The organism is Kosmotoga sp. DU53 (genome assembly GCF_001639905.1).
GTDB classification, from domain to species: domain Bacteria; phylum Thermotogota; class Thermotogae; order Petrotogales; family Kosmotogaceae; genus Kosmotoga; species Kosmotoga olearia.
The window spans coordinates 1-21,576 of the sequence record NZ_JGCK01000001.1; the positions used below are offsets into that span (position 1 = coordinate 1).

Genomic DNA, 21,576 nt, shown 5'->3' on the forward strand with positions numbered 1-21,576 from the left:
TTGATGGCTTGAAACTCGTTTCTATCATGAGAGATGAGTACGGAGTTACTATCGCAGGTGGTCAGGGAGACATGAAGGGTAAGGATATTCAGAGTGGCTCATCTCGGTTACATGAGCAAATTCGATGTGATTATTGCCGTCTCCGCTCTTGAAATGGTATTGAGAAAACTCGGATACAACATAGAATACGGCTCAGGTGTGAAAGCAGCAGAAGAGATCTTTGAGAAGGAGGGGGTTTGATGTTCAGGCTTCATGCTAATGATCCCCTGGCTCCAAAAGCAATGAATATGTTAGAGGAATCTGGACTTTTTGAAGTAACTCAGGAGCACCTGGACAAAGAAGAATTGCTGAAGATCATTCCAGATATCGAATTCCTCGTTGTCAGGAGTGCCACGAAGGTCACAGCAGATATTTTGAAAGCTGGAACAAAACTCAAAGTAGTAGGAAGAGCTGGCGTAGGGCTTGACAATGTTGACGTTTCCACTGCGAAAGAACTTGGAATCAGGGTTTACAATACACCAGGTGCAAATGCGATTTCAGCTGCTGAACTTACCATCGGTCTTTTAATCGCTCTCATGAGGCAAATCCCCAGAGGAACCAATGGTTTGAAAGAAGGTAAGTGGGAAAAGAAGAAGCTTAAAGGGCATGAAATTTACGGAAAAACCCTTGGACTCATAGGATTCGGTGCGATTGGCAGGGAAGTTGCAAAGAGAGCGTTAGCTTTTGGAATGCATGTTGTTGCTTTTGATCCCTACGTTGAGAACACAGACTTAGATGTAGAACTCACCAAATCGGTTGACGATGTTCTTGCAAAAGCTGATGTTGTCTCGCTTCATGTTCCATTGACTCCCCGAACATTGCACATCCTCGGAGAAAAGGAGATAGAAAAAATGAAAGATGGAGCTGTTATAATCAATGCAGCCAGAGGTGGAGTACTAGATGAACAGGCTCTTTATGATGCTTTAATTGCAGGAAAGTTAGCGGGTGCGGCTCTCGATGTCTTTGAGGTTGAACCGCCCGTTGATGAGCTTCGCAGAAAGTTGCTGGGATTACCCAATGTTGTAGCCACACCTCATATTGGCGCAAGCACCTATGAAGGTCAGGAACGCGTTGGAATTGAAATGGCCAAAAAGCTCATTGAGGTTGCAAAAGAAATAGAATAAAATCTTATCAACCATTTCACTTTAGGAGGTGTTAGTGTGAAAGTTTACGTCGACAAGGACACTTGCATCGGTTGTGGCGTTTGTGAAGGTCTCTGTCCAGAGGTTTTTAAGATGAATGACGAGGGCAAGGCTGAGGTTATCGTTCCTGAAACCGAAGCCAGCTGTGCTCAGGACGCAGCCGATTCCTGTCCGGTTCAGGCTATAAAGGTAGAATAATTGTATTTAAATCGTAACCAGCACATTTAGTGGGGGGAGGTTAAACCTCCCCCTTTTTATAGTGGCACACAAAATTTGTCTATTTGATCTGCAGAGAAAATCTGGTATCATATCTATGACTTTCTTCGAAGGGGTCTTTTACTTACTTTCTTTCTTTTTAGTTCTGGGGTTACTCAGCCTCGTTGGATCGATTTTCATTTATTGTTTGGGGTATTGTTTCGCTTCCAGACGATATTTTCTTTCCACTGGAGGTAAATGTGTCAAATCGAATAATAAGCATCCTTAAGAAAAGGCTTGCCAGGAAAACCTGGGACAACTGGTTCACAACCTTTCAGGTAAAAAAGGTAACTGACGACAAGATCATTTTCAGCGTCGGTAACCTTTTCATAAAAGATTGGCTTCAATCCAAGTATGGAAGCGTTATTTCGAAAGCCATTAAGGAAGCTTATGGAAAAAATCTTGATTATGAGATCGTTTATGAAACGACAGAACCTGAAGCCTTTAACAAAAGCAATGAAAGTTACAAAGGACCGCTGGTTAAGAAGAAACCCCTTTTAATATCTAATCTTAACGCTAACTACACCTTTGAAAATTTCGTGGTTGGTCCTGAAAACAGGGTGCTGTATGAGGTTTCACTGGAGATATCCAGGAACCCGGGGAGATACAATCCCTTTTTCGTCTATGGTATGGTAGGACTCGGAAAGACACACCTCCTGCAGGCTATAGCTCACAAGATCATGGAACTCCATCCCGAAATGAGAGTACTTTACATAACCAGCGAGCAATTCATGAATGATATGATAGATTCCATAAAATACGGTTCTGTAAGAGACTTCAGGGAGCATTACAGAAAAAAAGCCGATGTTTTATTGATCGATGACATCCAGTTTCTTATCGGGAAAAACGGCGTTCAGAAAGAATTATTCCACACCTTCAATGAGCTCTACGACGCAGGAAAGCAAATAGTGATATGTTCTGACAGAAACCCTGAGGAACTCAACGGATTCCATGACCGCCTTGTTTCGCGGTTCCAAATGGGAATGGTAATGGAAATCTGCCCGCCAGAAAAAGACACCCGTTTTAAGATTGCGAAGAAGTTTGCCGAAAGGGAATCCGTGTCTTTGCCGGATGATGTAGCGCAGCTTCTTGCGGATAGTGTGGACGGAAACCTTAGAATTCTGAGGGGCGTCATCATAAAGTTGATTGTTCAGAGCAGCATAAACAAAGAAAGGATCGGGGCTGCTTTGACTAATCAGATACTTGCTGCTTTTAACAAAACAACCGTTTCGATAAAAAGGATGAAAGAAGAAGACCTTATCATGAGTACTATCGAAGCGGTTATGGGAGTAAGCCCCGAAGAGATTAAAGGAACCAGTAGAAAGCAAAACATTGTACTCTCAAGGCAGCTTTTGATGTACATTCTAAAGCGCCATCATGGGAAGAGCATAAAAGAAATCTCTAAAATAACAGGCAAGCGCCATTCAACAGTGATTCATTCCATCAAAAAAATTGAGATGAGTGTCATCAAAGGCAACACAGTGGTAAAGGAAAAGCTGGCCAAAATTTTAAACACGATGGCTACAAGCTCGGCTGCAGGATAGAAACACAGTTCCATCATCGTTCATCCTTTTTCTTTCTCGTCATCAGCTCTTCTATCGCTTTCTTCGGTTCCTTTTCTTCGTAAAGAACAGCATAAACCTGTTCGACTATCGGAAGTTCGATGTTTAGTTTTCTGGAAAGATGGTAGATCGCTCTGCAGGTAGCAACTCCTTCTGCTACCATTTTCATTGAAGAGAGTATTTCATCGATTTTTCTTTTTTTAGCTAGTTCTTCGCCAACTTTTCGGTTTCGGCTGTATACTCCCGTACATGTCACAATAAGATCCCCAACGCCGGCGAGTCCTGCAACGGTTTCAGGTTTTCCGCCCAGGGCTACTCCCAGCCTGGCCATTTCGACCGTTGCTCGCGTTATTAACGCGGCTTTTGAGTTGTTCCAGCCTCCGAGACCGTCAATAATACCGGCCGCTATCGCAATGACATTCTTTATTCCACCGGCGATCTCAACGCCAATCAGATCATCGTTGCTGTAAACCCTGAAATACTTAACATTATACAGATCCCTCACAAAACGGGCAAATTCAATGTCTTTCGCTGCTACAACAACACTCGTCGGTATTTCTCTCGCTACTTCTTCAGCGTAACTCGGCCCGGAAAGAGTTGAAACTGTTTTGGCTCCGAAAGACTCAAAGATCTGAGATGGTCTTCTGTGAGTACTCATCTCGAGACCCTTGGAGAGATTTACGATACTTTTATTTGCAAGATTCCGTTCACCAAAAACAGTTGAGATATACTGTACCGGAACAGCATTAAAGATTACATCGGCGTATTCTAACGCTTCGTTGAGTTTGCCGGTTAATGCCACATTGCTTGGAAGGTGCAGCGATTTCACAAAATAAGAACGTCTTTCCTCTCTCAAAAGTTCAAGCAGATCCGGTTCCCTGACCCATAGCATAACGTCATGTCCGCTATCCGCAAGTACTTTTGCCATAGTGCTTCCCCAGCTTCCAGCACCTATTACACTTATTCTCATAGTGCTCCCCTCCTCTTTTCAAGAATCTTTCCAAGTTCATAAACAGCCTTTTTCACTGCCGGAGTTCGGAAGGGAAGTCCGTGACTGTCCAATTTGACCAACCAGCCCTTGTTTCGTTTGTGGATTTCTACATAGAAATGCTGCTGAAAATCACCATCGATTGCTATCGTTTCTACAAGATAACGATCGTCATCCAGATCTTTTAGCATACTCTTATATACGAAGACACCTATATCTTTCTTAATCGGAGAATTTAGAATTTTCTTTAAATTTTCTGGTTTGAGTTCCTTTATCCATGTATGGGGCATTTCATCACCTCCCGCTATTCGTCTCAACATGGGTGTTTTCAACTTTTCAGCGGTGACCTTGTAGATCTCTCGTCCTTCACGCTTCCACTTTCGTTCATAACGGGTATTTACCTGCGGAGGATTCTTTATCAATTCTATCTTTATGAAACATGAGGTTTGACCGAGATTTTCAGCAAAAACCTCCGCAAATTCCAGGGAATCAGTGTACAGCTGAACCATACCACCTTTTTTAAGAACCGCTGCCACACTGAGAAGAAAATCAACCGTGTTCAGGCGTTTACCAGAATGCCTTTCACGCGGCCAGGGGCACGGGAAATTCATATATAAACCATCGACACTTTCATCAGGAAAGAGTTCCCTGACTCCGAATTTGGCGTCAACCATCATCACTTTCACATTCTCGATGTTTTCCCTTGACAATCGTTTCATTATTTTGACCATTGAAATAACAGAAAGTTCTATACCCAGGAAGTTGTGACCCTGTCTATTCAGCGCGTTTTCTATCAGAAATTCTCCATTTCCAAAACCCACCTCTAGAAATAATGGTGCAGATCTGGTAAAAAGAGCATCAAGATCCATTGGAAGATTCATCAAACGCGGTTCAACATAGAACTTTGTAAAATCCTGACACATATAAAATTACCTCCGAAAAACTCTTTGTTTATCTGCCTATTGCAGAACAAATATATCATAAATCACAAAATCGCGGTTGCTGTTCGCTTAATTAACCACTCCCGGTTCCTTAGACGAAGTTACCCTCCATTCTTCGTGAGAGGAAGCCATAAAAGTCATTTTACACTGCCTTGGAGACCATAAAGTACATTGGTGATATAATAATAGACATAAAAACCGGAGGTGAGAATATGGAGCTTAGCCCCTCCAGAATAAGAATCCTTTTCTCTGAGGAAGATCTCGATAGAATCGTTAAGAAAGTGGCTGAGGATATAAACAACTATTACAAGCCCCTGACTGATGAGATCACGGCTATTTGTGTCTTAAAGGGCTCAGTTCATTTTTACAGTGATCTGTTGAAAAGGCTCGACCTGAAAGTAAGATACAATTTTGTCCATGTTTCAAGCTATTCTGGCATGCATACCACCGGGAAGATCAGAGTGAAAACCTGGGTGGACGAATCTTTAACAAATCGCTATGTGCTGGTTGTAGAAGATATACTAGATACAGGCAATACCTTGCGATACATCATCAACTACATCTGGAAACAGAAACCCAAAGACGTAAAATTGGTATCTTTGTTTGAAAAAACCGTCCATAAACATGGGGTTAATCTCGATTTCGTAGGTGAAAAGATCGGTGATGTTTTCGTTATAGGTTATGGCCTCGATTACAATGAAATTTACCGAAATTTACCATATGTTGGTTATATTCCCGATGAGGAAAACGAAGAAGGGTAATTCAACGATTTTCATCACGGTTATTTTGATTTTTGCTCTTGTGGCCGTGGTATCCGCAGGGATACTTAGAATCGGCAGCGAAATAGTTCGCCTGAGACAGGGATTTGTCGATATAGCGATTAAGAGGATTACACTGGAATCCGCTAAAGAGCTGCTTGATTTTTCAAAGACCTATCAAACACCCCTTAACCTTACACTCAATGAATACGAACTGAAATCATACTTTAAAGATGGGGAATGGTGGGTGGAAATCCAATGGGATGATACTGTAGAAATATTGAGAGAATATCCCTGATAGATTCCATTTCACCCGTAAACCGCATTATTAGTTGAACCACAAATCCTCTTCGAAAGTCAAATCACAACACGCCATGACCCTTAAAAAAATTTGCAGGGAGAATACTCAATGCTGTTAGAAGATTATCTGGATCGTTGCGAGAAACTTTTAGAAAAGTTTTTAAGCGGAAAGGTTGATACAATTGAGTTAATCCAGGAAATCAAGCGGGGAGCAGAACTCCTTGAACCAGAGGAGTTATCTGCAAATGAGGGATTAAAAGACTACATCGGAAAGTTTGTCTCTTATTATCTTCCACTGGCATCACTTCCGAATGAACGGCAACACCTTCGTGTAAAAAATGGTTTCACCATGATCAACAAACTCAGGGGTAAATTTCTTCTAACATCCTTTGATGAAAGCACTTCCGCTATACCCGTGAAGGTTTCTTCGCTGAACTTTGACATAAAATATGCAAAAGGTGTTGGAGAAAGGCGCGCGAAGATTCTGAAAAAGCTTGGTATAGAAACAGTTAAGGACCTGCTCTGGTGGTTACCGAGAGATTATGAAGACCGTCGAAGAATCGTTCCACTGTCTTCCATTGTGGCTGACCGCAAGGTAACTATCAGAGCGAAACTTCAGAACTTTAGCGTTAAAAAGGTAAAGGAATACGTGATTATTTCTGCTGTTGTTTCCGATGGATTTGGACAGATCATTCTGAAGTGGTTCAACCAGGAATACATAACGGACAGACTTATAAAAGAAAGGGAGTACCTCATTACAGGCATCCCCAAAAAAACACCCTTTGGCCCCTACGAAATGAATTCTCCTGAGATAGAGGAGATAACCGGGCGTGTTCCCCGGGAGATTCTCCCGCTTTACAGCCTTTCCGCCGGGATCTCCCAAAAGGTAATGCGGAAAATCGTGCGAAAAAATATCACCAACGTACGCTTGCTGAAAGAGTTTATTCCTGCCGAAGTTATCAAAGAGAGAAATCTGCTGCCAAGACATCATGCCATGTACACCGTGCATTTTCCAAAGAGCCTATATGAGTTGAAAGAATCCAGAAGGCGCCTGGCATATGAAGAGCTGTTTCTTTTTGAGGTTGCTGTTCTTTACAACCGGGAAAAGTTGAAAACCACGAAAGGTGGAATCAGCAAGAGCATATCCGGAAAACTTGCCGAAAGATTCATCGACAGTCTCAACTTTGTCCTTACAGGCGACCAGATGAGGGCCTTTGAAGAGATAAGGGAGGATATGAAAGCTCCCACGCCTATGAATCGATTACTTCAGGGCGACGTTGGTTCAGGAAAAACGGTTGTTGCTGAGCTGGCTATTATTGATAATTTTGAGGCAGGCTACCAGAGTGCGATGATGGTTCCAACTACCGTCCTTGCAACCCAGCAGCATCAAAAATTGGTGAAGGATTTAGAACCGCTTGGTATAAAAGTCGAACTGCTTGTCGGTTCTCAAAAAAAATCGCAGCAGGAAGAAATAAAGAAACGAATAGCAATAGGAGAGGTTGATGTTGTTGTTGGAACACACGCCCTGATCCAGGAGAATGTGAAGTTTAAAGACCTGGGGCTCGTTATAATTGATGAACAACACAGGTTTGGAGTAAAGCAACGTGAAGCTCTCATGAACAAAGGAGCACTTGTCGACACACTCGTTATGACCGCAACTCCAATCCCGCGAACCCTGGCATTGACCGCATATGGCGATCTCGATATCTCCACCATTACTGAAATGCCCCCAGGGAGAGCCCCCATCAGGACGATGCTGATAAGCGAAAAACGCTTACCGGAACTCTATGCCTTCATTCGCGATGAAGTAAATCACGGTCATCAGGCCTTCTTTATCTATCCTTTAATAGAAGAATCCGAGCAAATGGATCTGAAAGCAGCGACAGATGAGGCCGAGAGATTGCAAAAGGAAGTGTTCCCGGATATCGGGGTTGAACTGCTTCATGGCAGGATGAGCGATGAAGAGAAAAACAGGATCATGCACCGCTTCAAAAACAAAGAGGCAATGATTCTCGTGTCGACCTCTGTTGTTGAGGTCGGGATAGACATCCCTACAGCCACCGTTATGGTAATAGAACATCCCGAAAGATTTGGACTGGCGCAGCTCCATCAGTTGAGAGGAAGGGTTGGTCGCAGTTCTTTGAAATCTTACTGTATGCTCGTTCTTAATAGCAACATCTCCGGAGAAGCTCTCGACAGGTTGAGAAAATTTGCGGGTACACAAAACGGATTTAAGCTCGCTGAGATAGATCTGAGCCTCAGAGGCCCCGGGGAGTTTATGGGGACGAGACAACATGGCCTTCCGGACTTTCTGGTGGCTGATATTGTTAAAGACAGTGAACTCCTAATTATGGCGCGTAACGATGCCATGGAATTGCTGAAAAGGGATCCGAATCTTGAAAAACATAATAGAATAATAGAAGAAATAAAGGAACGATTTGGTGAAAATATATCTCTCATCGAGGTAGGCTGATGCTGACAATAACCGGAGGGAACTGGAAAGGAAGAAAGGTTGAAGTAACGCCCAGGCTGATAACAAGATATACTCCCCAATTTGCGAGAAAAGCGCTCTTCGACATCATTGATGTTGAAGGACTGAGGGTTCTGGACCTTTTTTCTGGTAGTGGAATAATTGCATTTGAAGCGCTCAGCAGAAGCGCTACGAACGCTGTTTGCATCGATAGTTCGCGTGTATCCTGTAACACCATCAAAAAAAATGCCCTAAAACTTGGGTGCCAGGAAAAACTCAGAATTCTTTGCGCCGACTTCAGAAGAGCAATACCAAAACTCGAAAAAAGCGGAGAACGCTTCGACTTCATTTTTGCTGATCCCCCATTTGGCGAGAATTATATTCCCGAACTTTTGGAGGTTCTCGAAAGAAACGCAGGTATCTTCTCAGAGAATGCCTGCCTTGTCATCGAAAGTTCTAAGAAAGAACGTGAGCTTGTGAAAAAATATTCCGGCGATGCTTCTTGCCTTTACGATACAAGAGAATACGGAAACGTTTTTCTCAGCTTTTTGAAGGTGGTAAAATGAAGTTTTTCGCGGATCGGATGCTTGGAAAGCTGGCAAAGAAACTGCGTTTACTGGGTTTTGATACCCTTTATTTCAACAATATTGAAGAAAAAAACATTCTGGAACTCCTTCATGAAGAAGAACGTATTCTTCTTACCAGGGATAGAAGTTTACATTCCAGGGCGTTAAAAGCAGGAATCGACAGCTATCTTTTGAAATCGAATCACTGGAATTCACAGTTGCGGTCAGTAATTCAAAGATTCAGATTGACAGAAGACAATTTCCATCTCTTTTATCGGTGTTCGGAGTGTAATGCTGAGCTCGAAGAAGCGGATGCCGCTTCTGTTTCCGGATTGGTCCCGGATTTTGTGCTCTACACTAACGACAAATTCATGCGCTGTCCCGGTTGTGGAAGGATATACTGGAAAGGTACACATCTAGAAAAGATCATAAAAAGCCTTCAGAGCGTTATAAACCTAACTCGAAAGGATTGACGGAGATATGTCCTCACGGTTGAGGGAGTATCTTGCAAAATTGCAAAATCTAATCCGCAAACTTGATGAAGTCTGTTCCAGCGATTTCAGCGTCTTCGTTTTCGAAAAATACAAGAAAAGATTGAAGGAGTTCAATCCCGGTCGAGATTATTATGTTATGGATTTTCCTGAGGTTCAGGAACTTTTGAATACAAAGAAAGCCATCTCCAAACAGGTTAAACTGCGGAAAGGCGATCGGTTTGAATCTAAAGAAGGGATATTTGTTCCTCTAATAAAGGACGAATTGATAGGTGCTGTAGCTGTATGGGATACAAACTTTCAGCTGACCGATGCCTTTTTAGAAGCCGTTTCGAAGATAACAGATATGATATTTCTTTTGTCTGCTGTTAGTTCCGGAGCCGAAGCCACAAGGAGATTGGAACTGGTAAAAGAGCTAACGGATGTTTTTGAGTCCACTTACAACGAATCGGAATTACTCCACAAAACTATTGGTATCACGAGAAAAATGGTCAAAGCGAGATATGGCTTCTATTGCAGAAAATTCGGAGAAGTCTTTGCTATAGATTCAGCTTCCTGCGATGTTTGCGAGAAGGAGTTTGAGAACTGGTCTTTTAAATTCTCCGAAGATCTGCTTTTGAAACTCGGTGAAGGAAAGGTTTTTATATCACCTAAAACCGCCGGTGAGTATTTGAGTATTTTCCCTGAGGATTTTGAGGTACGTTCCTTCATTCTCGTACCGCTGGATGTCGAAGATAAGATCGAAGGCCTTATTATCATCACCGACAGGGAAAGTGAAGAAGCGGAATTTAGACCTCACCGCTACCTTGACGAAGAGGACCTGGAAATGGTGCAGGATATTTCTAACAGACTGACCGTCGCGATCAGTCGGATTAGATTGATGGAAACCCTTGAAAAAGAGGTTGAAGAGCTCAACAAACTGAAAAAGATAAACGAGGATCTGATAGACCTTCAGAGGAACCAGCTTCTAAAAATGAGCGCTGTACACAAAATCGCACAATCGATACGGAGACCCCTGAAAAAAGACAGGATAATAAAGATAGTTCTGCTCGGGATAACCAGTTCAGCTGGACTTAATTTCGATAGAGCGATCTTTCTTGAAAAGGATCAAACCAGTCCTTTCATAATTCCCCGATATACAATAACCCGTGAGATTGAATATGAACTTTCCAGAGATATTCCTTTGAGCGGCATTTATGGAAATTTTTCTCAGTATTTGCTCGAAGCATCTAACTACGAACTCCCTTATTTTTCTAACTTTTCAGATACAAGACGTATATCCTATAGCGGGAATCTACTTTTAGAAAGGGTCGTCCTGAGGCGCAAGGCATTGCATATTACTCCTGAAATGTGGAAACATCGCTACGAAGAACTCTTTCAGTTAAGAACCATCATAGACAGCGACGACTTTGTTTTGATTCCCATCGCTGGTGAACAAAGTGTCCAGGGAATGCTTGTCGTGGATAACAGTTTGAGTGGCAGGCCTATACTATCTTCGGATCTCGAGATTCTTGGTCTTTTGGCGGATAGCTGTGGACTTGCACTGGAGCTGAGTAATAACTATGAACGCCTGCTTGAAATGACACGTTCCCTTGAAAGAGAAAGAAATCTTTCAGATTACTACCGGAATTTTGTCTCTAATATCCTGCAGTCCCTTGAATCTTCTATCATCGTTTGCGATAGAGACGGAAAGATAACGGAAATGAATCGAAGAGCTGAAGAGCTCTTTGGCCTGTCGAGGGAAAAATGCCTTGGCGTTCCCTTGAAAACCGTGTGTGATCAATTGTCTGAGCTTCATTCTCTTATCGCTGAGGTTCTTAAGGTTGGGGAAACCGTTACCCTCTCCGATCATAGGTTGGAAGATTTCAACGACAGGATTTTTGATATTCGAATAACTCCGCTGGTCAACAAAAGAAGTGAAGAGATAATCGGAATCATCCTTTCCCTTGACGATGTTACCGAAAGATTCAATCTCGAGAAAGAATTACGTTTCAGAGAAAAAATGGCGGCGCTGGGAGAGATGTCCGCGAAAGTCGCTCATGAGATAAGAAATCCAATAACGATTATAAGTGGTTTCACCAGAAGGATCGCTCGTACACGCGATAGAGAAAAGATCCAGCAGTACGTCGAAATTCTCAATCGAGAACTCGAAAGATTGGAAACCATCGTAAACGATGTCCTGGATTACTCGAGGAGAGCTAAGAAGAAAGAGAACATCGAATCTGTAAATGCTCTTGAGCTATGTCAGGAGATAGCGAACGGTTTCAAAGATTTAGCGAAAAAGAAAGGAATTTCCCTGATAGTCGAAGGAGATGAAGAAACCGTATTTGTTGGGAACAAAAATAGAATGAAACAGGTTATAATAAACCTAGTACAGAACGCCATTGAGGCGTCAGAAGATAATGGTATTGTAAAAATAGAAGTCGAATTCGCTCAGGAAAATGTGAGAATCTCTGTGTGGAATAAGGGCAAAGAAATTCCTCCGGAGATATTGAGAAGGGTTTTTGAACCTTTCTTCACAACGAAGACCTTTGGAACAGGTCTTGGATTGTCTATATGTAAACGAATAGTCGAAGAACATGGTGGAAACATAACAGCTCAGAGTGATTCTAACGGTACTATCTTCGTGGTATCATTGCCCTCAAGGAGGTATGCGAATGGAGACGAAAAAAATAATGATCGTAGATGATGAAGAGAACATGCGTTTTTTGTTGACTGAAGAGCTTGGTGAAGAAGGATTTCACGTCATAACCGCTGCTTCCGCAGAAGAAGCCCTGGACCTTTTCGAGAAACATCCGGATATTTCCCTCGTTACCATAGACATCGAGATGCCAGGAATCAGCGGCCTTGAATTAGCAGGCATGCTTAGAAATAAAAAACCTGACCTTAAAATTGTGTTGCTCACCGCCTACACACATTACAAACAGGATATGGCCTCATGGGCTGCAGACGCCTATGTGGTAAAATCCACGGATTTGCGTGAATTCAAAGAAACGATAAAAAAATTGCTTGATTGATACGGAGGTGCATCATGGATTATAAGGACACTCTGAATCTTCCCAAAACATCTTTTTCTATGCGTGCCAATCTTGTCAGGAAGGAACCTGAACAACTGAAAAAATGGGAAGAAATGGATCTTTACAAGTACGTTCAAAAAAACAGAGAAGGTGCGCCACTTTTTGTTCTTCACGATGGACCGCCCTATGCTAATGGAAACATTCATGTCGGAACCGCTTTAAATAAGATCTTAAAGGATTTCATCATAAAGTACAAAACCATGCAAGGGTACAATGCCCCTTACATTCCTGGCTGGGATACCCACGGCCTTCCCATTGAGCACCGCGTCGCTTCCGAACTCGGGGAAAAAGCAAAAGAATTGAGCAAGAGCACCATCAGAAAAAAGTGCAGGAAATACGCGGAAAAATATGTCAAGATACAGCGTGAACAGTTCAAACGCCTTGGTGTGCGGGGAGATTGGGAAAATCCTTACTTAACATTTGATCCAAAATACGAGGCGAGTGTATTGAAGGTTCTCTCAAAACTTGTGAAGAGCGGCAACGTTTACCGCACATTGAAGCCCATTTACTGGTGTACAAGCTGTGAGACCGCTCTTGCAGAAGCGGAGGTCGAGTATCACGATCATAAATCTTACTCGATTTACGTAAAGTTCCAGGATAAGAACAAACCCAATAGATTCTTTGTGATCTGGACCACGACGCCGTGGACCCTTCCCGCTAATGTGGCCATCGCATTGAATCCCAATTTCGATTACTGCGAAGTAAAAGTAAAGGATGAAATCTGGATTCTTGCTGAAGGGCTTTTAGAACAAGCTATGAAAGCAATGGGTATCGAAAGCTACGAGATTATCTCAACAAAGAAAGGTTCGGAGTTTGAAGGTGAAGTAGCTCAGCATCCTTTCATGAATAGGGATTCAGTAATTGTAATGGCTGACTATGTTGCGCTCGACGCTGGAACAGGTTGTGTACACACTGCCCCAGGACATGGTGAAGAAGATTATGGCACCGGTTTGAGATACAGACTTCCCGTTATCTCACCTGTGAATGATCAGGGGATTTTCACCAAAGAGGCTGGAAAATATGCTGGACTCTTTGTATTTGACGCAAATCCTATCATCGTAGAAGATCTGAGAAAATCCGGCCACCTTGTCGGTGAAGGAAAGATTGAACATTCTTACCCGCACTGCTGGAGATGTAAAAATCCGGTCATCTTCAGGGCAACCGAACAGTGGTTCATAGACGTTGATAAAAATGACTTAAGGCAGAAAGCGCTCTCAGAGATCGAAAAGACTGAATGGCATCCCTCTTGGGGGCAAAACAGAATAACCGCTATGGTTCAGGACAGGCCGGATTGGTGTATATCCAGACAGAGATCCTGGGGGATCCCCATTCCTGCTTTCCGTTGTCAAGATTGTGGTGAATCGATTCTTGATGGCAAAGTTATCGATCATTTTGCCGGTATTGTAGAGGAAAAAGGAACGGATGTTTGGTTTGAGTGGAGTGAAAGCGATCTCTTACCGGAAGGATACACATGTCCAAAATGTGGTTCCAAAAACCTCAAAAAGCAGGAAGATATACTCGATGTCTGGGTTGATTCCGGCTCTTCATTTGAAGCAGTTGTCAAGGTCATGGACGAGCTTCGCTTCCCGGCAGACGTTTATATAGAAGGTAGTGACCAGCACAGGGGCTGGTTCCAGTCTTCATTGTTACTGTCAGTCGGCACCGAAGGAGTCGCGCCTTTCAAAAGCGTTATAACTCATGGATTCATAAACGACGAACAGGGCCGAAAAATGTCTAAATCTCTGGGTAATGCTGTTGATCCGCAGGAAATAAACAACAAGTATGGTGCTGAAATACTCAGACTGTGGGTTGCTAGCTCCAATTACCAGGAAGACATAAGAATCTCTATGAACATAATCCAGCAACAGATCGAAAACTATAAAAAGAATCAGGAACACCCTGAGATACTTGCTGGGTAACCTGAGTGATTATTCTCCTCAAGATAGCGTACCCTACGAAGAGCTTCTCGAACTCGATAAATGGGCGATAATGAAGCTGCACAAACTCATCAGGGATGTAACCAGGTACTACGATCGATACGAGTTCTACAAAGTATTTCAGAGTATATTGAAGTTCATAATAACGGATATGAGTGCATTCTACCTGGACATAATAAAGGATAGGCTGTACGTCGAGGGGAAAACCTCACCTGAAAGGCGTTCCGCACAAACAGTCCTTTTTGAGATTCTGGTTGCCCTTAACAAGATGCTGGCTCCGATCTTAACCTTCACCTCTGAAGAGGTCTATGCTCATTTGCCTGAGGCGGCGCGAAACTATAAAACCATTCAGGTGGAGAACTGGCCAGAATATAAAGAGGAGTATATCGATAGCAGTCTCGAAGAACGATGGGAAAAGCTCATAAATCTGCGTGAAGATGTGTTGAAAGCTCTTGAAATTGCAAGGGCTGAGAAGCTAATCGGAAATTCCCTGGACGCCAAAGTAACACTTCAAATCCGGTCCAAAGATATTGATGAGATAGTTAGACAATACAGCAGAGAATTTATAGCCGACCTATTCATAGTATCTCAGGTAGAATTTGCTGAGTCTGTGGAAGGATTCAATGGCGAATATGCTGTAGTAAAGGTTGACAGAGCTGAAGGAGAGAAGTGTCAGCGTTGCTGGAAATATTCTATTGAAACCGGTGCTGACCCGGAACTTCCGGATATGTGTCCGCGTTGTGTCGCTGTTTTAAGAAAGTACGGTTCTGATTACGAACTTTGAGGCTTATAACGTTATAGTACCTGGAAGAATCGCCCATCCATAAAAATTGAAAACACGCTCAGAACCGATAGTTAAAAAGGAGCCAAATTTTAAAGAAATAGATATTTGCTGGGGGTGAACCCTTATGTTAAAAAAGGGAAGTCTTTTTTTATTGGTCGCGTTATTGGTGAGTTTTAACCTGGTTTTTGGGGGATATCTTATTCGCGAGGGTGATATTTTAAGTATCACCGTTTACGGCCACGAAGAACTCTCCAGTGAGGTTGTTGTTGGACCGGATGGATTCATTTCTGTTCCTCCTATCGGGAGTGTTCGGGTTTCCGGTAAAATCCTCGAGGAAGTTGAAAAAGTGTTGAGCAGTAGATTCAGAGATATCCTGATTACTAAACCACAGGTTACCATTTCCATAGTGAAATATGCCCCCTACGACTACAATGTTCTGGGTGAGGTAAATCGTCCCGGAAGAGTTTCACTATCCCAAAGTTCCGTCACCATTTCAGAGCTGCTAGCCAGTGTTGGAGGCCCTAAAGAAACCGCTGATCTTTCAAAGAGTTTTGTTATCAAAAAAAACGGCGAGAAGATTTCTATTGATCTATCTGAACTACTTTCAGAAGGAAAAAACGCTGATTTTGTTCTATATCCTGGAGACTCCTTATTTATCCCAAGCGGTATATCCAGCTGGATAAAAGCGGTAGGAGAGTTCAAAAACCCCGGAGTGATCAAGTACTATGACGGTATAACGCTCACGGAAGTGATAGCACAGGTCGGTGGGGTAACAGATAAAGCTGACATAGAAAACATCTCAGTGTTGAACAGAATAGGTAATTCTGTGCAGAGAAAAGAATACAACCTCACAAAGATCTTTTCCGGAAAATCAGCCGATCCCATATTGAAACCTGGAGCCACAGTTATAATTGAAGATTCCTCAGGAAAAGCAGTGAGGGTTCTCGGTGAGGTTAGGATACCGGGAACGGTCCCTTATAAAAAGGGAATCACACTTTTAGAGGTGATCGGTGAAACAGGAGGAATCACCCAACTCGCCGGAGATAAGGTTTTGATAATAGGAAAAGATACGAAACGCCAATTCTCGGTCGAATTGGATAAACTGCTTTCCGGCTCTTCGGAAGACATAGAACTGGAACCAGGAGATACGGTTGTTATCTCACGGTCCGACGAAAAATACACCTATATAGTTTCGCCGGAGATGAGCGAACGTGTAGATTTTTCTATCTATGAAAACCTGACCCTGAGAAACGTTCTCGTTAAAGCGGGTATCTATTATCCCGATAGAGATATCACGATCTCCATTCTACAACCACGCGACGAAAAGGGTTTGAAGGTATCCATGAAAGATCTTCAGAATAAAGATTATCCATTAAAGCCCGGAACTCTCGTGGTTCTCCCCCTCATTCGCAACACCGTCTACGTTTTAGGAGAGGTAAAACATCCAGGCCCGGTAGTTATAGAAAGCTACGAAAAGGCTACTTTGAATACCGTGATAAGCAAAGCCGGAGGGCTAACCGAAAATGCTTCTGAAATCCAGTTAATAAAGGACAATAAGAAAACAATTTTTGACCTGAACGAATCTCTTGAATCACAGACAGAGATCGAATCCGGAAGCATAGTTTATGTAGAAAAGCTTCCAGAACGCTTCGTGTACCTAATTTCCCCTTCTGTTGGTGGAAAGGTTGATTTCAGCAGAGAAGAAAAGATGAGTTTACGCAGCTTACTGTCAAAATACAACCTGTTGGACTTCGAGTCTGAAGAAAAACTCATTTTACTGACTGGAGACGGTGAAAAAACTGAGGTTAAGCTAACGGACCTGCGCAACAAAGACGTTCCGCTTTCTTCCGGAACGGTTATCATTTACCCGGATACAAGGGTAAAGATTTATATCCTTGGAGAGGTCCGCAGTCCCGGTGTTTTTGCCATCAATCCCGGGGATACCCACACCCTTTCCGCTGCTATCTCCATGGCAGGCGGTGTTTTGGACACCGGTGATCCCAGGAATATTCGTGTTACCTATCCCAATGGAGAATCCAGAATTTATAACCTTAAAGAGATACTCAATGGTTCAGAAGCTGATCCACAGTTAAAGTCAGGGGCCACTGTTTACATTTCAAGATACGTGCCAGTCACAGTTAATGTTCTTGGAGAGGTAAACAGGCCCGGGGTCGTTGAATTTGATCCCTGGGAAACCCCAACGCTCCTTCTGGCGATTTCAAAAGCCGGAGGGCTCAAAGAAACCGCAGCTCAGGAAATAAAAATAGCCCACGATGACCAGACGTACATCTGGCTTTCACTGATTGAGAATCAGGATGTCCCCCTCGAGAGCGGAGTAACAATTTACGTTCCTGAAGATCGCGGTAGATACGTTTACATTTCAGGAAAGGTTATGAAGCCCGGAAGGGTGGATTTCGATAAGTTTGAACCCTTCACACTATCCAGAGCGATAGCCAAATCCGGTGGGCTTCTGGAAAGCGCGGATAATTTTGTGAAAATAATCGAACCGGATGGAAAGATCAAAAAGTTCGACATAGAGGAAACTGAAAAAGGAAAGGATCTCAAGCTTGTAGCAGGCAGCATAATTGTCGTTCCTGAGAAAATTAAAAGAATAACCATTATAGGAGCGGTTAGAGATCCTGGAACATACGTTTTCACAAGAAATGAACGCACCACACCCGCAGACATTATCGCCAGAGCTGGTGGAATTCCGGATCTCAGCAAAGTCCGGGAAATACGCATTCTATCAAAAGATGGCAAACCTGTAAGTTACAATGAATTCGTAGAATCCGCAAAGGAATTGGAAGATGGTTCCATTGTCTACGTAAAACCTGTCGATGTTCTTCGATTTTCGGTTATAGGCGCAGTGAAAAGTCCGGGAAGTTTTGACTACAGCAGCAACGAACCTCCAACACTCTTGACCCTTATATCACGGGCTGGAGGAGCACTAGATGAAGCCGACGAAATTCACATTATCTACAGAAGCGGCAAAATAGAATCTTTCGACGTTTCTAAACTTATTACTCAGGGCTCATTTACACTGGAAGAATCAGCAGACATCGTTATCACAAAACTTGCTGAACGCTATATCGGGATCATCGGAGATGTACAAAAGCCAGGGCTCATAGATATTTCACTGATCGGTGGCGAAATCACCCTGGGAAAGGTTCTGGCATACGCTGGAGGAGTAAACAACCCTTCAAGCGCTGAAATATGGTTAATCACCGATGGAGAATCAGAAAAAATCCTTTTGACTCCGGAGAAACTTTCAGAGGTTTCGGGTAGAGTTCTCGAAGCAGGTACAATAATCTATGTGCCTTTAAGCTATCTCCGTGTCTATGTTTTCGGTGAGGTTGAAAGACCCGGGGTTATTGAATACACACCGGATATGAACGTACTGGAAGCGATTCTCAGCGCTGGTGGGCCAAAAAATACAGCCGAGCTTTCAAGGGTGTTGCTGTTTAAAAACGGCATCTCCGAGAACCCGGAGGTTCAGTACGTAGATCTTGACAAATATGCTGTGGATAGTAAAAAGAGCAATGAAGTACCGAAAATACCGGAGGTTCCAAAGGTCGAGCCCGGTGACGTGATATACGTTCCGAGTTCGTACATGGTTGACATAAAAGAGGTAATGGGAGTGATTTCTTCTCTGCTTACGATCATATATACTGGAAAGTTGATCGCAGCACCATAGAAATAATTGTAATTAAACGAAATGATAGGAGTGTCCTATTTGGTCAACGTGGAGATGCACTGCCACCTTTTGCCCGGTGTGGATGATGGGGCGCGTGATGTAGAAGAAGCTCTCGAGCTAATAAATGAAATGAAAGATCTCGGTGTTGAAAGAATTTACCTGACACCGCACCTTTACTCGCCAAAGGTACCAACGGATATCTCAAAAATAAAAAAAGCCTTTTCGCAATTCAAAGAAATAGTATCAAATGAGGTCGAAATTCTCCCGGGTTCAGAAATCTATCTGGTTCCCGGGGTGAGCAACAGGGAGTTAATTCCGCTTGGGGACACAAATTTCTTACTCATTGAACTCCCCACGGACATTCCACCACTTTACCTATGGGAGGAGATAGACAGACTCCAACGAAAAGGTTATGTATTGATTCTGGCACATGTGGAAAGGTACGGATACTTTTACAAGTGTTCTGGTTTGCTATCACAGTTGTTTCGGTGCAAGCAGCCGAAAAAGGAATTCTTTGACAGACTTCGCCAGCAAGGGGTCCTTTTTCAGGTTAACTGGGATATTCTTTCACCAAAAACCGGAAAAACTCCGAAACACATCAGGAATCTGTTAGAGATAACCTTTGTAGATTTCACAGGAAGCGATAAGCATAGAAGAAATGATTCCCGGCAGCTCATAGATTTTTCCACTCAGCTATATAAAGATCTAAGAAATGGAGAATTATTATAAAAAATAATCATTCAGTGTTATGGGGGTGCTTTTGTGAACGAGCTCGATAATGAATACAGAGAACTAACCCTTGAAGATATTTTGAGGATGTTCAAAAAGAGATTCTGGTTCTTTATGGCTATTGTAATTGGAGTCGTTGTCGCAACGGGTATCTACCTTGTCCTGGCGACACCAATCTATGAAGCCAGCGTTAACATAAAGGTCGAGCCCACCTCAAAATCGTCGGTCAGCGATATATTCATGAATCAGGTTACGGGAAGCTACAGCTCAAAAGATATTTCGACAGAGGTTGAGCTTATAAAAAGCAGGACGAATTTTGAAGAGGTTATCCGACGGCTCGGTTTAGTAGATAAAATGTACGAACCTGAAGTCAAAGAAAGGCTTCTTTCAGAAGGATATACCGAGGATGACCTGGTACAATCGCTTACGTACACCCTTTCAGAGATGATTACCGTTTCCCCGGTAAAGGATACCCGAATTGTTAAAGTTGCTGTTCAACATCCAGATCCGGTTCTTGCAAAAGATATAGCCAACACGTTAGCAGAGGTCTACAACGAAAAACTTGCAGAGCTTTCGAAGCGGGATATAACCATGAAGAAGCAGTTTATAGAATCTCAGATTCCTGTTCTGGAAGAAGATCTCAAGAAATCAACAAACGAATTAAAGGCATTCAAAGAAAAAACAGGTATATATGTCCTTGAAGAACAGGCCCGATGGTTGCTGCAAATGATAACCACATACGATCAGCAATACAACAATCTTCAGATTAGCATGGAAGAAAAAATAGCACAGAAGAAGTCTTACGAAGAGTTGTTGAAGCAGTTTGATAGTTCTGAAGATAAAACTTTCAGAGACAAATGGCTCAAGACCTCTGAAACCCTTAGTAGAAATCCAATTATTCAGCAGCTCAAGAGTAAGCTCGTTGAATTGCAGGTGGAGCTAGCTGCTCTCCGTCAGCAATATCCGGAAACGGATCCGCGGGTTAGAGCTAAGCTTACCCAGATAGCGGAAACAGAAAATCTTATCAAAAAGGAAACCGAGGAATTCATAAGAACCGGCGAGACCCAAACGTTGAACCCGGCGTATGAGACCGCTTTAACAGGTGTAATAAGCGCAGAGTCGACTATTCAGATACTTGAAGCTCGCCTAAAAGCAGTTGACAGATTGAGAAAAGAATATGAGAAGGAACTGTCAAAATTACCAACCATAGAGCAGCAACTTCTAGAACTACAAAGGCAGATAGCTGTTAAAGAAAACCTTTACACCTTATTACTGGAGAGGCTTGAAGAAGCGAGAATCAGTGAAGCGGCGGTAGTTGGCAATGCCGCAATAATCGATCCCGCAAGGGTACCGCGTTATCCGGTCAAACCCAACAAGAAGCTTTCGCTGGCTATCGGCGGTGTTCTCGGTATTTTCCTTGGAATGCTCGCTGTTTTCTTGGTGGAGTATGCTGACAAAACCCTGAAGACTGAAGAAGAAATCGAACGTTATTCAGGGGTTCAGATTCTCGGCCGTATTCCTCAGATTCAGGATTTGAAGGATGAGCTTCATGTAAAAGCTTCACCGATCTCGCCTGAATCCGAAGCCATAAAGATGGCCGCAAGCAACATCTCTTTCATTCTGGGTGATAAAAAATCCTTTGCTATCACTTCGGTAAGCCCTTCAGAAGGGAAAAGCTTTATCGCCGCTAATCTTGCGTATTCAATGGCCAGCAACGATACAAAGGTAATACTGGTAGATCTGGATATGAGGCGTCCAAGAGTTGAAAAGATCCTCAAATTGAACGGAAGGAAGACAAAGGGAATAGTAGATGTAAGTTCTTGGAAAAATCACACTGAATGAA

At 42.9% G+C, this 21,576-nt stretch carries 15 protein-coding genes and 2 pseudogenes; 15 read left to right on the forward strand and 2 right to left on the reverse strand.

The features are described 5' to 3' along the window. The 4 genes and pseudogenes from DU53_RS13275 to dnaA all read left to right on the forward strand — a co-directional run. Positions 1-240 (forward strand): annotated as a pseudogene (locus DU53_RS13275) (alanine--glyoxylate aminotransferase family protein); the annotation flags it as partial. After that, on the forward strand, positions 240-1,163 hold the full coding sequence (locus DU53_RS00005) for a D-2-hydroxyacid dehydrogenase (RefSeq protein WP_015869487.1): 924 nt from the start codon (positions 240-242) through the stop codon (positions 1,161-1,163). The pseudogene DU53_RS13275 and the gene DU53_RS00005, both read left to right, overlap by 1 nt. A gap of 36 nt (positions 1,164-1,199) precedes the next feature. After that, positions 1,200-1,379: a ferredoxin gene (locus tag DU53_RS00010; protein ID WP_015869488.1), complete on the forward strand. Its 180-nt coding sequence runs from the start codon at positions 1,200-1,202 to the stop codon at positions 1,377-1,379. 257 nt (positions 1,380-1,636) lie between these two features. Beyond that, complete coding sequence (gene dnaA / locus DU53_RS00015; protein ID WP_012744518.1) at positions 1,637-2,980, forward strand: chromosomal replication initiator protein DnaA; 1,344 nt, start codon at positions 1,637-1,639, stop codon at positions 2,978-2,980. Positions 2,981-2,993: 13 nt separating this feature from the next. On the opposite strand, the gene DU53_RS00020 is transcribed toward dnaA, so the two are convergent. Both DU53_RS00020 and trmB read right to left on the reverse strand, forming a co-directional pair. Further along, on the reverse strand, positions 2,994-3,968 hold the full coding sequence (locus DU53_RS00020; RefSeq protein ID WP_012744519.1) for an NAD(P)H-dependent glycerol-3-phosphate dehydrogenase: 975 nt from the start codon (positions 3,966-3,968) through the stop codon (positions 2,994-2,996). After that, a complete protein-coding gene (trmB, locus tag DU53_RS00025) occupies positions 3,965-4,909 on the reverse strand; it encodes a tRNA (guanosine(46)-N7)-methyltransferase TrmB (RefSeq protein ID WP_012744520.1) in 945 nt (314 codons plus the stop codon). Before trmB ends, DU53_RS00020 begins: the two co-directional genes overlap by 4 nt. A gap of 230 nt (positions 4,910-5,139) precedes the next feature. On the opposite strand from trmB, the gene hpt reads away from it, so the two are divergent. From hpt to DU53_RS00080, 11 genes and pseudogenes are all read left to right on the forward strand, one after another. Continuing rightward, entirely contained in the window at positions 5,140-5,688 is a 549-nt protein-coding gene (gene hpt, locus DU53_RS00030) for a hypoxanthine phosphoribosyltransferase (RefSeq protein ID WP_012744521.1), read from the forward strand. Then, positions 5,666-5,983, forward strand: a complete 318-nt coding sequence (locus tag DU53_RS00035) for a hypothetical protein (RefSeq protein ID WP_012744522.1) — start codon at positions 5,666-5,668, stop codon at positions 5,981-5,983. The genes hpt and DU53_RS00035 overlap by 23 nt, the downstream gene beginning before the upstream one ends. A gap of 111 nt (positions 5,984-6,094) precedes the next feature. Then, complete coding sequence (gene recG / locus DU53_RS00040) at positions 6,095-8,458, forward strand: ATP-dependent DNA helicase RecG (protein ID WP_012744523.1); 2,364 nt, start codon at positions 6,095-6,097, stop codon at positions 8,456-8,458. Next, the gene (gene rsmD / locus DU53_RS00045) at positions 8,458-9,021 is read left to right on the forward strand and encodes a 16S rRNA (guanine(966)-N(2))-methyltransferase RsmD (protein ID WP_012744524.1); all 564 of its coding nucleotides are present in this window, start codon (positions 8,458-8,460) and stop codon (positions 9,019-9,021) included. The genes recG and rsmD overlap by 1 nt, the downstream gene beginning before the upstream one ends. Beyond that, entirely contained in the window at positions 9,018-9,494 is a 477-nt protein-coding gene (locus DU53_RS00050; RefSeq protein ID WP_063726840.1) for a Mut7-C RNAse domain-containing protein, read from the forward strand. Before rsmD ends, DU53_RS00050 begins: the two co-directional genes overlap by 4 nt. Before the next feature lie 7 nt (positions 9,495-9,501). Then, positions 9,502-12,201, forward strand: a complete 2,700-nt coding sequence (locus DU53_RS00055; protein WP_012744526.1) for an ATP-binding protein — start codon at positions 9,502-9,504, stop codon at positions 12,199-12,201. Continuing rightward, a complete protein-coding gene (locus DU53_RS00060; protein ID WP_012744527.1) occupies positions 12,170-12,529 on the forward strand; it encodes a response regulator in 360 nt (119 codons plus the stop codon). The genes DU53_RS00055 and DU53_RS00060 overlap by 32 nt, the downstream gene beginning before the upstream one ends. 14 nt (positions 12,530-12,543) lie before the next feature. After that, positions 12,544-15,310 (forward strand): annotated as a pseudogene (ileS, locus tag DU53_RS00065) (isoleucine--tRNA ligase). 124 nt (positions 15,311-15,434) lie between these two features. Beyond that, complete coding sequence (locus DU53_RS00070) at positions 15,435-19,004, forward strand: SLBB domain-containing protein (RefSeq protein ID WP_012744529.1); 3,570 nt, start codon at positions 15,435-15,437, stop codon at positions 19,002-19,004. 48 nt (positions 19,005-19,052) lie between these two features. Then, on the forward strand, positions 19,053-19,733 hold the full coding sequence (locus DU53_RS00075) for a tyrosine-protein phosphatase (protein WP_235599632.1): 681 nt from the start codon (positions 19,053-19,055) through the stop codon (positions 19,731-19,733). A 33-nt stretch (positions 19,734-19,766) separates the two neighbouring features. After that, positions 19,767-21,575, forward strand: coding sequence for an exopolysaccharide transport family protein (locus DU53_RS00080; RefSeq protein WP_235599621.1), 1,809 nt, complete (start codon positions 19,767-19,769; stop codon positions 21,573-21,575). Position 21,576 lies beyond the last annotated feature (1 nt).

Excerpts from the sequence above, each read along its gene's own strand:
- DU53_RS00050 (WP_063726840.1), top strand. The coding sequence starts at position 9,018 with ATGAAGTTTTTCGCGGATCGGATGCTTGGAAAGCTGGCAAAGAAACTG.
- DU53_RS00070 (WP_012744529.1), top strand. The coding sequence starts at position 15,435 with ATGTTAAAAAAGGGAAGTCTTTTTTTATTGGTCGCGTTATTGGTGAGT.
- DU53_RS00035 (WP_012744522.1), top strand. The coding sequence starts at position 5,666 with ATGAGGAAAACGAAGAAGGGTAATTCAACGATTTTCATCACGGTTATT.
- hpt (WP_012744521.1), top strand. The coding sequence starts at position 5,140 with ATGGAGCTTAGCCCCTCCAGAATAAGAATCCTTTTCTCTGAGGAAGAT.
- DU53_RS00020 (WP_012744519.1), bottom strand. The coding sequence starts at position 3,968 with ATGAGAATAAGTGTAATAGGTGCTGGAAGCTGGGGAAGCACTATGGCA.
- DU53_RS00055 (WP_012744526.1), top strand. The coding sequence starts at position 9,502 with ATGTCCTCACGGTTGAGGGAGTATCTTGCAAAATTGCAAAATCTAATC.
- DU53_RS00060 (WP_012744527.1), top strand. The coding sequence starts at position 12,170 with ATGGAGACGAAAAAAATAATGATCGTAGATGATGAAGAGAACATGCGT.
- DU53_RS00005 (WP_015869487.1), top strand. The coding sequence starts at position 240 with ATGTTCAGGCTTCATGCTAATGATCCCCTGGCTCCAAAAGCAATGAAT.
- rsmD (WP_012744524.1), top strand. The coding sequence starts at position 8,458 with ATGCTGACAATAACCGGAGGGAACTGGAAAGGAAGAAAGGTTGAAGTA.
- trmB (WP_012744520.1), bottom strand. The coding sequence starts at position 4,909 with ATGTGTCAGGATTTTACAAAGTTCTATGTTGAACCGCGTTTGATGAAT.
- recG (WP_012744523.1), top strand. The coding sequence starts at position 6,095 with ATGCTGTTAGAAGATTATCTGGATCGTTGCGAGAAACTTTTAGAAAAG.